Source organism: Yersinia sp. 22-579 (assembly GCF_030433455.1).
GTDB classification, from domain to species: Bacteria; Pseudomonadota; Gammaproteobacteria; order Enterobacterales; family Enterobacteriaceae; genus Yersinia; species Yersinia enterocolitica.
Window position 1 is genome coordinate 135,545 of record NZ_JAUJTZ010000006.1, and the last position, 12,429, is coordinate 147,973.

Below are 12,429 nucleotides of genomic sequence, written 5' to 3' on the forward strand. Positions count from 1 at the left end.
TAAAATGAGCAATACTGACCTGCTGCTGTTACTGCTGGCGATACCTCTGATAGCCTCACTGCTGGCATTTGCTTGCCGTGCCCTGGGGAGTGCCGCCCGCATGGCAACCACTTGGGTACATTTTGCAGGCATCAGTTTACTGCTGATAGTGGCATTGACGGTAGTGTGCCGAGTGGCAGTGGGCGGGGAAATTCTGGCGGTTCACCATTGGCTGCATATCGACAGCCTCAGTGCGCTGTTCCTCGCTATTTTAGGTGTTATCGGCTTTATCACTGGCCTTTACTCCCTTGGCTATATGCGCCATGAAGTGAATAACGGTGAAATTACTGTCAGCACCTTGTGTAATTACTACGGCTTTTTCCATCTGTTCCTATTCACCATGCTGTTGGTGGTGACCAGTAATAACCTGATTCTGATGTGGGTTGGCATTGAAGCCACCACCCTCAGTTCGGCCTTTTTGGTGGGATTATACGGCCAGCGCTCCTCACTGGAGGCGGCGTGGAAGTACATTATCATCTGTACCGTTGGTGTGGCGTTCGGGCTATATGGCACAGTGTTGGTATATGCCAATGCTGCCAATGTGCTGGCCGACCCCGGCAGCGCTATCTTCTGGACGGTGGTCGCCGAGCATGCCAAAGAGCTGGATCCTAGCCTGATGCATCTGGCATTTGTCTTTATCCTGATTGGCTTTGGTACCAAAACCGGCCTGTTCCCAATGCACTCCTGGCTGCCGGATGCTCACAGCGAAGCCCCCAGCCCCACCAGCGCCTTGTTATCCGCGGTCTTACTCAACTGCGCCCTGCTAGTGATCATTCGCTATTACATTATTATCAGTGCCGCCATCGGGCCACATTTCCCACAAATGTTGCTGTTGGTCTTCGGCATGATGTCGGTTGCCGTCTCTGCATTCTTCATTCTGGCACAGCGCGATATGAAACGTTTGTTGGCTTACTCCAGTGTAGAGAACATGGGTTTAATCGCCGTGGCCTTAGGCATTGGTGGCCCACTGGGGGTATTAGCCGCACTGTTTCACACCATGAATCACAGCCTGGCAAAAACCTTACTATTCTGCGGTTCTGGCAATGTGCTGCTGAAATATGGCACGCGGGATATGGGGGCTATCAAAGGCATTATCCGTGTGGCTCCGCTCACTGCGGTGATGCTGGCCGGTGGCGCATTGGCGCTGGCGGGAATGCCGCCATTTAACGTGTTTATCAGTGAATTTATGGTGGTCGCCGCAGCGATCAAAGCCGGCCATATTACCTTAGTTATTGTGTTGCTATTGCTACTCACTTTGGTACTGGCGGGGTTGGTACGTATGATAGCCAGCACGGTGCTGGGTACCCCACCGACGGCGGTGAGCAAAGGTGAACTGGGTATTCTGACTACCGCACCGATGGCGATTCTATTACTGCTGATGCTATTGCTCGGAGTGCATATTCCCACGCCAGTGACCCGCTTGCTGACTGATGCGGCGCAAATTGTCCTCAATAACGATAGCCGTGACCCTATCCAACAACCCTTTATGTTGCCGTGGCAATTGCCCAGCCCAATACCAGACATTTCTCCGGCCCTATTGACCCCATCCATCGCAGATACGCACGCCGCTCTGCCATTCACCCCGACTCGTCAGGAGATGTAACGTGACTCACGAAACGCCTTTTTCAGCTCATTTGGTTTCAGGGCAGCCACACAGCGGTGAAAAACTGGGAGCCGCCTATGTGGCCCGGCTGCGGGAACAATTTCCAACAGCAATTCTTGATGAAGAGTGGCAAACCCCTGATCAACTGACGATAACCATCAAACTGAACAGTCTGCCGGATGTGGTTGAACACCTTTATTATCAGCAAGGCGGTTGGTTATCAGTGCTATTTGGTAATGACGAACGCAGTTTGAATGGCTATTTTGCCATCTACTATGTGCTGTCAATGGAAGGCCGCGAACAATACGGCATTGATACGGGTAAAAAGTATGGCGATAAGTGCTGGGTGATTGTCAAAGCGCTGGTTAGCCCCGAACGACCCGAGTTCCCTTCCGTGACACCACGAGTTCCGGCAGCCGTCTGGGGTGAGCGCGAAGTGCGCGATATGTATGGTCTGCAACCTGTTGGCTTGCCTGATGAGCGCCGTTTAGTATTGCCCGATGATTGGCCAGACGACCTCTATCCGCTGCGCAAAGACACCATGGATTACCGCCAGCGCCCGACCCCCACCAGCAACACTGAAACCTATCAGTTTGAAAATGAAGCGGGCAGTAGCAGCCGAGTGGTACCCATCGGCCCGATGCATATCACTTCTGATGAGCCAGGTCACTTTCGGCTGTTCGTCGACGGCGAAGACATTATCGACGCCGATTACCGCCTGTTTTATGTCCATCGCGGCATGGAAAAACTGGCTGAAACCCGCATGGGCTATAACGACGTCACTTTCCTCTCAGATCGCATCTGTGGCATTTGCGGCTTCACCCACAGCGTGGCTTACACCTCGTCAATTGAGAATGCGCTCGGCATTATTGTGCCACCGCGAGCGCAGATGATCCGCACCATTTTGCTGGAAGTGGAACGGCTACACAGCCATCTACTCAATATCGGTTTGTCCTGCCACTTTGTCGGGTTTGATACCGGTTTTATGCAGTTCTTCCGAGTACGCGAAAAAGCCATGACTATCGCCGAGATGCTCACCGGCGCGCGAAAAACCTACGGCCTGAATCTCACTGGTGGGGTGCGGCGCGATATTCTGAAAGCCGACCGTATTAAAACGCTGCAATTAGTCTCAGAGATGCACGCTGATATCAGCGAGCTGGTGGATATGCTGATGAGTACCGCCAATATCGAGCAGCGCACAGTGGGCGTTGGCATGTTGGATCGCAAAATAGCTCGTGATTTCAGCCCCGTTGGCCCGATGATCCGCGCCAGTGGCTATGCACGCGATATGCGCCACGACCACCCTTACGCCAACTACGCCAATATCCCGAAAGAGCTGTTTAGCCTTGATGGCTGTGACGTGCATTCGCGCCTGTTGGTGCGGGTACGAGAGTTCTTCGACTCGCTGGTAATGATTGAGTACGGGCTAAACCATATGCCGGGCGGGCCGTTGCTGGAGGAGAAAGTCCACTATCAGCCGTATAAGTTTGCCCTTGGCTTCTCGGAAGCACCGCGTGGCGAAGATGTCCACTGGAGCATGACCGGCGACAATCAGAAGCTGTTCCGCTGGCGCTGCCGCGCCGCCACTTACGCCAATTGGCCGGTGCTGCGCTACATGCTGCGCGGCAATACGGTTTCTGATGCGCCATTGATTATCGGCAGCCTCGATCCCTGCTATTCCTGCACCGACCGGGTGACATTGGTGGATGTACGCAAGCAGAAATCCGTCACCGTGCCGTACAAAGAGATCGAACGCTATGGCATTGAGCGCACCCATTCGCCGCTCAAATAGAGGGATGAATAATGTTAAAACTGTTTAAAACCATCCTGAAAGTCGGCGATACCACGGTGAAATATCCGTTTAAGCCACTTGAGGTCAGTCACGGATTCCGTGGCAAACCACAATATGATGCCGATCAATGCATTGCCTGCGGCGCCTGCACTATGGCCTGCCCCGCCAATGCGCTGACGATGGAAACCGACCTTGCTAAGGGCACTCGCCAGTGGCAGCTGTTCCTGGGACGTTGCATTTTTTGTGGCCGCTGTGAAGAAGTTTGCCCGACCCGCGCCATTGTGTTGTCACAAGAGTTTGAATTGGCGGTATTCAATAAAGCCGATTTATACCAGCGCGCCACCTTTACTCTCGCCCATTGCCAGCAGTGCCAGCAGCCTTTTGCGCCGAAAAAAGAGGTGGATTACGTTATGGCACTGTTGATTCATTCCGGGATGAGTATTGATGATGTCGAGCAACAACGGCCTCATTTTGAAACCTGCCCGGAGTGCAAGCGGAAACAGAATATTGTTAGTCATCACAATGTGATGCTCAATCAGCACCGCAATGAGGGGAGCAACTCATGAGCCAACCACATTCATTGAAACCAACTTGGGGCCATCACGTTAGCCAACCCATAGCACTTGATCCTGCTATCGCCCAGTTAAAAAGCAAATTACTGAAAGATATCAAACGCTCGGCCTATGTGTATCGAGTAGACTGCGGCGGCTGTAATGGCTGTGAAATCGAGATTTTCTCGTCAATTACACCGCTGTTCGACACCGAGCGATTTGGCATCAAAGTGGTGGCCTCACCACGCCATGCGGATATTTTACTGTTCACCGGTGCCGTCACTCGCGCCATGCGCACACCGGCCTTACGTGCTTATAAATCTGCTCCTGACCCCAAAATTTGTGTCTCTTATGGCGCTTGTGGTTGCGGCGGCGGCATCTTCCACGACCTGTATTGTGTCTGGGGCGGCAGCGATACCATTGTGCCCATTGATGTTTATATCCCCGGTTGCCCTCCCACTCCGGCAGCGACCATTTATGGCTTTGCGGTCGCTTTGGGCTTGTTGGAACAGAAGCTAAAAGGTGAGGATCACCAGGAAGCCGCCGATGAACGCGTGGCGCTTATTCACCCTGATGCACCGCTAACTCTGCGGGTATTACTAGAACGTGAGGCCCGCCGTATGGCTGGGTATCGTCACGGGCGTGAAATCACTGACCGCTTTTTGTCATTACTGGTCAATCAACCGTTGCAAGGGCTGGAACAGCGCTGCCAGAGCTACCTCCAACAACAAGATGATCCGCGTTTAAGTGAGATATTTGCCAACCTGCAACAGATAACCCTGATGCAACTGGCGGGAGGGCATGTTGATGCCTAAAGTGATCTTTTATGCCCTGAACCAGAAGTTCCTCGACAGTGATGAAGACATGCCCGAGCAGGCGCAGCAAGTGATGTATTACTCACTGGCTATCGGCCACCATGTCGGCGTCATTGATTGTTTAAAAGCCATTATGGAATGTCCACTGGCTGAGTATGAGCAGTGGTTCAGTCAATTACCCGAAGGTGAAGCTCGTCGCAAAATGGCGGGTTTGCTGAAATTTGGCGAAATCACCATCGACAGCACCCATACCCAATTGCTGGCCCAAGCCTTTGCACCACTGGCACAGAATGCAGATTCATTGCATCAGCCCTGGAGCCAACAACTGCTGCAAACCCTGTACGATATTGAGCAGGAACCGGCAATTTATTTAATGGTGAAGCGCCGCCCATGAAACATCAATATCCAGTCACAAATGTCGTGTTAACCGTCGGCAATAGCATGATGGGCGATGATGGCGCTGGCCCGTTACTGGCTGAGCGCATGACAGAGCAACCCTTAGCTGACTGGCAAGTTATCGACGGCGGCTCGGCACCGGAAAATGTGGTGCATCGCATTCGTGCTTTGCAGCCCACCCGCCTGATTATTGTTGATGCCGCCGATATGGAACTGTCTCCGGGAGAGATTCGTATTATTGATCCGGAGAAAATTGCCGAGATGTTCATCATGAGCACGCATAATTTACCGCTCAATTTTCTGATTGATCAGTTAAAGGAAGATATCAGCGAAGTTATCTTCGTTGGCATTCAACCTACCCTGGTGGCGTTCTACTTCCCGATGACCGATGTTGTCAAACAGGCCGTCGAAACACTGTATCAGCAATTACCGCACTGGCACGGTGACGGTGGGTTTAGCCACCTCTAATTGAGTGACGGTGTGGCGTCGTCAAATTTGCCGACGTCACACCTGACGACAGTTTCCCTTCAGCCAGATTTCTCAGAACAACTCATTATTCCCTTATAAAACAATCATATTAATCAACTTTAGTCTAGCTACTTCAACTTGGCATAAACCATGCAATATGTAAGGTAATGAGCCAGATTGACTGATCAAAACGTGAATCTGCCAGAACCACTCAATTTATGCCCAATAGCTTTCAAGTTGCAGGAAGGCGGCAAGGGAGTGAATCCCGATGAGCTGACTCAAGTCAGTGATTCGGGTGATTGAGCATAGCCAACACATCTGCAACTTGAAAGATGAAGGGGAAGGAGAGGAAACAATGAACCGGTTCATAATCGCAGACCCAAAAAAGTGTATTGGCTGCCGTACCTGTGAGGTTGCCTGCGTGCTGGCACACAACGGCGGCAAGCTGGATACCATGACCAAAGCCAATTTCGCCCCGCGCTTGAAAGTGGTCAAAGGAATGAATGTCAGTACCACCATTATGTGCCGTCACTGTGAGGATGCGCCTTGTGCCAATGTTTGCCCGAACGGCGCGATTGTGCGGGCGGCAGATAGTATTCAGGTGTTGCAGGAAAAATGCATTGGCTGCAAAACCTGCGTCGTTGCCTGCCCCTACGGTGCCATGAACGTGGTGACCAAACAGGTTGAAGTGATGTTCAACGGCCTCTCGCAGGGCTTTTGCCTGAAAGCTGAAGCGCAAAAGTGTGATTTATGTGAAGGGCGTGCCGCCGGGCCAGCCTGCATCTCAGTTTGCCCCACTCAGGCACTACACCTGATTGGTCGTGACACCATGCAAGCCATGCTACGCAAGAAACAGCTGCGCGCCGCACTGGACGAAGCCAACGAGATGAACTTTTGAACAAAGGATAATTAATATGCACAAGGCACTCACTGTCTGTCCTTACTGCGGCTCCGGCTGCAAAATCAATTTACTGGTCGAAAACGGCAAAGTTGTTGGCGCTGAAGGGGCAAATGGCGTCACCAATCAGGGTGAACTTTGTCTGAAAGGCTATTATGGCTGGGATTTTCTCAATGATACCAAGCTGCTGACGCCACGCTTAAAACAGCCGATGATCCGTCGCCAAAAAGGCGGCAAGCTGGAAGCGGTTTCCTGGGACGAAGCTATCGAGTTCGCCAGCAGTAAATTACGCGCAATTAAAGAAAAATATGGCCCGGAAGCCATTATGCATACTGGTTCGTCCCGTGGGCCGGGCAATGAAACCAACTATGTGATGCAAAAATTTGCCCGTGCAGTCACTGGCAGCAACAACATTGACTGCTGTGCTCGCGTGTGTCACGGCCCGTCAGTCGCGGGTTTGCAGGTGACCCTGGGCAACGGCGCGATGAGTAACTCTATCTGCGAAATTGAAGATACCAAGTGTATTTTGGTGTTTGGTTATAACGCAGCTGATTCACACCCAATCGTGGCCCGCCGCATTCTCAAAGCCAAAGAAAAAGGCGCTAAAGTTATTGTTTGCGATCCACGCCATATCGAAACCGCGCGTATTGCCGATCTGTGGTTACCATTGAAAAATGGCTCCAATATGGCGCTGGTGAATGCATTCGCCAACGTGCTTATTACTGAAGAACTCTACGATAAAGACTATGTTTCGCGTTATACCGAAGGTTTTGACGAATATCGCGCAATGGTTGCCAAATACACGCCGGAGTATGTCGAAAGCATCACCGGCCTGCCAGCACACACTATTCGTGAAGCGATGCGCATCTATGCTGCCGCACCTTCTGCCACCATTTTGTGGGGCATGGGTGTTACCCAGTGGGGTCAGGGCGTGGATGTGGTTAAAGGATTGTCAGGGTTGGCACTACTGACCGGCAATTTAGGCCGCCCAAATGTCGGCGTCGGCCCAGTTCGTGGGCAGAATAACGTACAAGGTGCCTGCGACATGGGGGCATTACCTAATATGTACCCTGGCTATCAAGCCGTGACTGACCCCGCGACACTGGAGAAGTTCGCCAAAGCCTGGGGGGTTCCTTCTCTCTCTGGCAAAATTGGTTACTCGCTGACCGACGTTCCGCACAAGGTCAAAGAAGGCAAAATCAAAGCCAACTATGTGATGGGCGAGGACCCGCTGCAAACCGAACCGGACCTTTCGATGATGCGCGAAGCATTCAGCGAATTGGAATTGCTGATTGTACAAGACATCTTTATGACCAAAACCGCTGCCGAAGCCGACGTTATTTTCCCAGCAACGTCGTGGGGCGAACATGAAGGCGTTTATTCTGCCGCCGACCGGGGTTTCCAACGGTTTGAGAAAGCAGTAGAACCCCAAGGTGACGTCAAACCGGATTGGGAAATTATCAGCCTAATGGCGACAGCCCTCGGCTATCCGATGAAATACCACAATACTAAAGAGATTTGGGACGAACTACGCGAGCTATGTCCGCTGTATTACGGCGCAACTTACGAAAAAATGGCCGGTTTGGGCTATGTTCCGTGGCCTTGTACTACTGAAGACAGCCCCGGCACACCGTGGTTATATGCGGGTAATAAGTTTGACCGCCCCGGCGGCAAAGGGCTGTTGTTTGCCAGCGAATGGCGTGCGCCAATGGAACAGGTGGATGAAGAATACCCGCTGGTGCTGTGTACCGTGCGTGAAGTCGGCCACTATTCCTGCCGCTCCATGACCGGCAACTGCTCAGCATTACAAACACTCGCCGATGAACCGGGTTACGTGCAAATCAGCCCGCAGGATGCAGATAAAATGCGCTTGCAGGACCAACAATTGGTATGGGTTGCATCGCGGCGCGGTAAGGTTATTACTCGGGTGTCAGTCAGTGAACGCATCAATGTCGGCGCGGTATATATGACTTATCAGTGGTGGATCGGCGCGTGTAATGAGCTGACACTGGACCATCTGGACCCTATCTCCAAGACGCCAGAATATAAGTATTGTGCGGTGAAATTGGAGGCCATTGCCGATCAAACTTGGGCAGAAAATTACGTGCAGCAAGAGTATAGCCAGCTGAAGGCGCGGTTACGTAGGGAAGCCGAAGTGAGTTGATCGGTTAACGGCTACTGCGCTTTGCCATTCTGGGTTTACGCAGTGCTCGCCATCGTCATGTACTTATGTACACTCCGGTGGCTGTGCGCTGGGCGCGCCCAGACTGGCTTTGCTCGCGACGCCTCGTCCGAGTAGAAAGATTTATCACGCCTTGGTTCAACTTTGCTGCTTACGAATATAGAATCTAAATCAGAACAAAAAAGACAATTACGTAAGTTATTCCATCCCATCTTCGTCTTCGATACTTTTTACTGAGATTCCTAACCGCTGCATGCGAGATAACAGTGTGGTGCGTTTCAACCCTAACTTAATTGCGGCTCCTTTCGGCCCGGCGACTACACCATTGGTTTCTCGTAATACCCGAATAATTCGCGCACGTTCAGATTCTGAAAACTCTGGCTCTTCACTCTCAGGTAATAATGGTTTGTGAACCGCTCGCTCCAATACAGGTTTCGCCACTTCTAATGGCGATAAATGATATTCCAGTTCTTGTAACTGTAAATTTAGCGTGGTGCCACGGCTGAGGATCACCGCCCGCTCAATAACATTTTCCAGTTCGCGAATATTACCCGGCCAAGGTAGGCGGCTGAGTAAACGCAATGTCTCACCCGGAATGGTATCAATAGTGCGGTTCATGCGTTTGGCTATTTTCTGAGTGAAAAATTTCACTAACAAAGGGATATCTTCAGGACGTTCACGCAACGGTGGGATCACAATTGGAAAAACATTAAGCCGATAATAGAGATCACTGCGATATTCCCGATTTACCATCATCAGTTTTAAATCTCGGTTAGTCGCGGCAATCAACCTAACATCAACTGGGATAATTTTACTGCCCCCCAGCCGCTCTATTTCTCGCTCTTGTAGAACCCGCAGGAGCTTAGGTTGCAATTCAAGAGGGATATCCCCAACTTCATCGAGAAATAACGTACCGCCATCCGCCATTTCAAAACGACCAATACGCTGTGAGGCGGCACCGGTATAAGCCCCCTTTTCATGACCAAACAGATCACTCTCCATTAAACCGGAGGGAATGGCCGCACAGTTCATTTTCACCATACGTTTATTCTTACGGGTACTTAAATTATGGATGGCACGGGCAATTAACTCTTTACCGGTGCCAGTTTCCCCCAGAATCAATACTGTACAGTCACTGGATGCCACCATTTCAACCTGTTCCAGCACTGCTTTAATAGCTGCGCTGTGACCCACTATCTCACCAAACTCTTCATTATGAATAATCTGGTCAGTCAAATAGAGATTTTCATTAACCAATGAATCTTTCAAGCGGGTAATTTCGTTGTAAGCCAAGGCATTATCGACTGCAATAGCAATTCGCGCGGCTATTTGTCGTAACAGTTTAAGGTTACTGTCAGTGAAAATATCACTCTGACATTGTGCTAATTTCAATACGCCCAGCATCTTATGACCGAAAAATAGTGGCAATAGGCAAACTGCTTGTAAGCCAGCATCCAGCATATTTGCCAGTTGTTTATCATCCGGAGCCAAAAGAGCAATATCAGCCAGATTGACGAGTAATAATTCCCGGCTGCGTAAAACCTGCCCGGCTAATGTGCCCGTCATATCTACCCAGGCTTGTTGATGCTGTACCGCTTTACCAGACTGATAGCGAGTAGAAAAAACATTCAGTTTATTTTTGTCATTGTGCGTACCGCATATTGCCAAACTGATGTAATCAATATTGAAAAAGCGGTGTATCTCTTTTGAGACCTCCGCAGCTAATACATCCAACTCCAGTTTAGAAATAACCGTATTGGTGACATCCACTAATATACGGAAATGATCCCGTTCAAAGCGCAACCGTTCGCGCTCGGAGAATGCCCGGTTTATCTCCGTAATATTGTCGACAGCGATGGCCACTACTTCTGCCAATAACCCCAGAAAGGTAATAGCTTGCTCATCAAACTGGCTATTATCGGTTTTAATAAACTCAACACAGCCTGACCAATGGTTATCATGGCCCAAAGGGAAATGGCAGCCAGCATGTAATTTCTGATACGGTGCTAAATCACCAACAGCAGAAAACTCCCTTTGCATACGGTGACTATCAGTTTGCAAAGGCGTCTGTTGCTGCCAGGCCAGTCCACCGGGGCCTTCGGCAAATAAAATATTCTGCGACGCCACAACAGTGTCAGACACATCGTCATGGGTATAGAGCGTCATTTGGTTATACAGGGGGTTAAGCAGTAATAAATTGACCCGCTGGAAACGAACGACAGAAAAAGAGAGTTTCCTGAGTTCGTTAACTAAATCGGTTATATCCCGCAGCAATAATAACTTTTTCGATACCGTGAACAATGTGTCTTGCCAGACTTGAGCCAATGTGGGGCGGAGTAGTTTTTTTGCGCTATCCATATATACCCAAAGTAATTAAGCTCAAAAAGTGGATGATAGCTACTTTAAGGTATTGAAATGAACAAATATATATTAACCCGCGGTAAGCTTGATCTGGATTAACAAACTATTTTAGCACATTTACCTGTAAAGACTTATTATTGAAATTACGTCTCATTTACATAAAAAGAGTAATAAAACAGATAGTTATATACCCTGTACCTTTTTATTTGGTATTCACTATAAGCACATCGATGTATAAATAAATACATAGCGAAATGGTTATATATTCACTGAAAACCACGCATAAAATACCTAATTTCGCTCATCACCTCACCGACACATTGTAAAGATGCCGTCAACTTCATGGTATGAAAAATGCATGAAATCCCTGTCATTAAAATAAATATTTAATTATTCCTTACCCTTCTCTTAACAAAAAAATATGCAACAAGGAGTTATCAATGAGTATTGAAAATCCCTTTGATCTGCGACTTCCGGTTGATATGGCAAAGCTTGCAGAGCAAGTTGGTATATATAAAGCCACTAAAAATCCAGCAACAACTTTTTATTTAGCGATGACCGCTGGTGTGTTTATCTCCATTGCTTTTGTCTTCTACATAACAGCAACCACCGGTACCGCAGGTGTAGCATACGGGTTGGCAAAATTAGTCGGCGGTTTATGTTTCTCCCTTGGCCTGATTCTGGTGATTATCTGTGGTGCTGATTTGTTCACCTCCACGGTGTTGATTGTGGTAGCTAAAGCCAGTGGCAAGATCAGTTGGCGACAATTAATTATTAATTGGATCAATGTCTATTTCGGTAATCTGATTGGTGCATTGTTTTTTGTTGCCCTGATTTGGTATGCCGGTCAGCATACTGCGGCGAATGGTTTATGGGGACTAAATGTGCTGCAAACAGCGGACCATAAATTACACCATACCTTTATAGAAGCGGTGTGTTTGGGAATACTGGCTAACTTGATGGTCTGTCTGGCTGTATGGATGAGTTATTCTGGCCATACTTTGACAGACAAAATTGTGGTGATGCTACTCCCCATTGGTATGTTTGTTGCCAGTGGATTTGAGCACAGCATTGCCAATATGTTTTTGATCCCATTAGCTATTGTGATCCGTGATTTTGCATCACCTGAATTCTGGCATTCGATTAATTCAGGACCAGAGCAATTCCCTTCCCTCACCATGTCCAATTTTATTATTGATAATCTTATTCCGGTGACGATCGGTAATATTATTGGTGGAGGATTATTAGTAGGGCTGACCTATTGGATTATTTATCTGCGTAATCCGGCCCATTGAACTGTGCTGGATATGATGATGTCTTTCGA

The 12,429-nt window shown here is 49.3% G+C and carries 11 protein-coding genes; 10 read left to right on the top strand and 1 reads right to left on the bottom strand.

Annotation, left to right across the window (positions count from 1 at the left end):
- Nucleotides 1-4: 4 nt before the first annotated feature.
- The 9 genes from QSV56_RS09165 to fdhF all read left to right on the top strand — a co-directional run bounded on the left by QSV56_RS09165 (nucleotide 5) and on the right by fdhF (nucleotide 8,726).
- Nucleotides 5-1,642: a hydrogenase 4 subunit F gene (locus QSV56_RS09165; protein ID WP_046051271.1), complete on the top strand. Its 1,638-nt coding sequence runs from the start codon at nucleotides 5-7 to the stop codon at nucleotides 1,640-1,642.
- Nucleotide 1,643: 1 nt separating this feature from the next.
- On the top strand, nucleotides 1,644-3,434 hold the full coding sequence (locus QSV56_RS09170; RefSeq protein WP_301212059.1) for an NADH-quinone oxidoreductase subunit C: 1,791 nt from the start codon (nucleotides 1,644-1,646) through the stop codon (nucleotides 3,432-3,434).
- 11 nt (nucleotides 3,435-3,445) lie between these two features.
- Nucleotides 3,446-4,000, top strand: a complete 555-nt coding sequence (gene hyfH, locus QSV56_RS09175; RefSeq protein ID WP_046695262.1) for a hydrogenase 4 subunit H — start codon at nucleotides 3,446-3,448, stop codon at nucleotides 3,998-4,000.
- The gene (gene nuoB / locus QSV56_RS09180; protein ID WP_050162620.1) at nucleotides 3,997-4,800 is read left to right on the top strand and encodes an NADH-quinone oxidoreductase subunit B family protein; all 804 of its coding nucleotides are present in this window, start codon (nucleotides 3,997-3,999) and stop codon (nucleotides 4,798-4,800) included. Before hyfH ends, nuoB begins: the two co-directional genes overlap by 4 nt.
- A complete protein-coding gene (locus QSV56_RS09185) occupies nucleotides 4,793-5,194 on the top strand; it encodes a formate hydrogenlyase maturation HycH family protein (RefSeq protein WP_026018023.1) in 402 nt (133 codons plus the stop codon). The genes nuoB and QSV56_RS09185 overlap by 8 nt, the downstream gene beginning before the upstream one ends.
- Nucleotides 5,191-5,664 carry a hydrogenase maturation peptidase HycI gene (gene hycI / locus QSV56_RS09190; protein ID WP_050298700.1) on the top strand — a complete coding sequence of 158 codons (474 nt, stop codon included), beginning with the start codon at nucleotides 5,191-5,193 and terminating at the stop codon, nucleotides 5,662-5,664. The genes QSV56_RS09185 and hycI overlap by 4 nt, the downstream gene beginning before the upstream one ends.
- 177 nt (nucleotides 5,665-5,841) lie before the next feature.
- Nucleotides 5,842-5,967, top strand: a complete 126-nt coding sequence (locus QSV56_RS09195) for a hypothetical protein (RefSeq protein ID WP_004388737.1) — start codon at nucleotides 5,842-5,844, stop codon at nucleotides 5,965-5,967.
- Nucleotides 5,968-6,019: 52 nt separating this feature from the next.
- Nucleotides 6,020-6,562, top strand: coding sequence for a 4Fe-4S binding protein (locus QSV56_RS09200; protein ID WP_019081040.1), 543 nt, complete (start codon nucleotides 6,020-6,022; stop codon nucleotides 6,560-6,562).
- A 16-nt stretch (nucleotides 6,563-6,578) separates the two neighbouring features.
- The gene (gene fdhF / locus QSV56_RS09205; protein ID WP_019081041.1) at nucleotides 6,579-8,726 is read left to right on the top strand and encodes a formate dehydrogenase subunit alpha; all 2,148 of its coding nucleotides are present in this window, start codon (nucleotides 6,579-6,581) and stop codon (nucleotides 8,724-8,726) included.
- 216 nt (nucleotides 8,727-8,942) lie between these two features.
- On the opposite strand, the gene flhA is transcribed toward fdhF, so the two are convergent.
- On the bottom strand, nucleotides 8,943-11,102 hold the full coding sequence (gene flhA / locus QSV56_RS09210) for a formate hydrogenlyase transcriptional activator FlhA (protein ID WP_050157711.1): 2,160 nt from the start codon (nucleotides 11,100-11,102) through the stop codon (nucleotides 8,943-8,945).
- 443 nt (nucleotides 11,103-11,545) lie between these two features.
- Between flhA and focA the strand changes: the two genes are divergently transcribed.
- Nucleotides 11,546-12,400 (top strand): formate transporter FocA, encoded by an 855-nt coding sequence (focA, locus tag QSV56_RS09215; protein ID WP_046051278.1) that lies wholly within the window; start codon nucleotides 11,546-11,548, stop codon nucleotides 12,398-12,400.
- Nucleotides 12,401-12,429: the final 29 nt, after the last annotated feature.

Excerpts from the sequence above, each read along its gene's own strand:
- QSV56_RS09165 (WP_046051271.1), top strand. The coding sequence starts at position 5 with ATGAGCAATACTGACCTGCTGCTGTTACTGCTGGCGATACCTCTGATA.
- hyfH (WP_046695262.1), top strand. The coding sequence starts at position 3,446 with ATGTTAAAACTGTTTAAAACCATCCTGAAAGTCGGCGATACCACGGTG.
- nuoB (WP_050162620.1), top strand. The coding sequence starts at position 3,997 with ATGAGCCAACCACATTCATTGAAACCAACTTGGGGCCATCACGTTAGC.
- QSV56_RS09185 (WP_026018023.1), top strand. The coding sequence starts at position 4,793 with ATGCCTAAAGTGATCTTTTATGCCCTGAACCAGAAGTTCCTCGACAGT.
- hycI (WP_050298700.1), top strand. The coding sequence starts at position 5,191 with ATGAAACATCAATATCCAGTCACAAATGTCGTGTTAACCGTCGGCAAT.
- QSV56_RS09200 (WP_019081040.1), top strand. The coding sequence starts at position 6,020 with ATGAACCGGTTCATAATCGCAGACCCAAAAAAGTGTATTGGCTGCCGT.
- fdhF (WP_019081041.1), top strand. The coding sequence starts at position 6,579 with ATGCACAAGGCACTCACTGTCTGTCCTTACTGCGGCTCCGGCTGCAAA.
- flhA (WP_050157711.1), bottom strand. The coding sequence starts at position 11,102 with ATGGATAGCGCAAAAAAACTACTCCGCCCCACATTGGCTCAAGTCTGG.
- focA (WP_046051278.1), top strand. The coding sequence starts at position 11,546 with ATGAGTATTGAAAATCCCTTTGATCTGCGACTTCCGGTTGATATGGCA.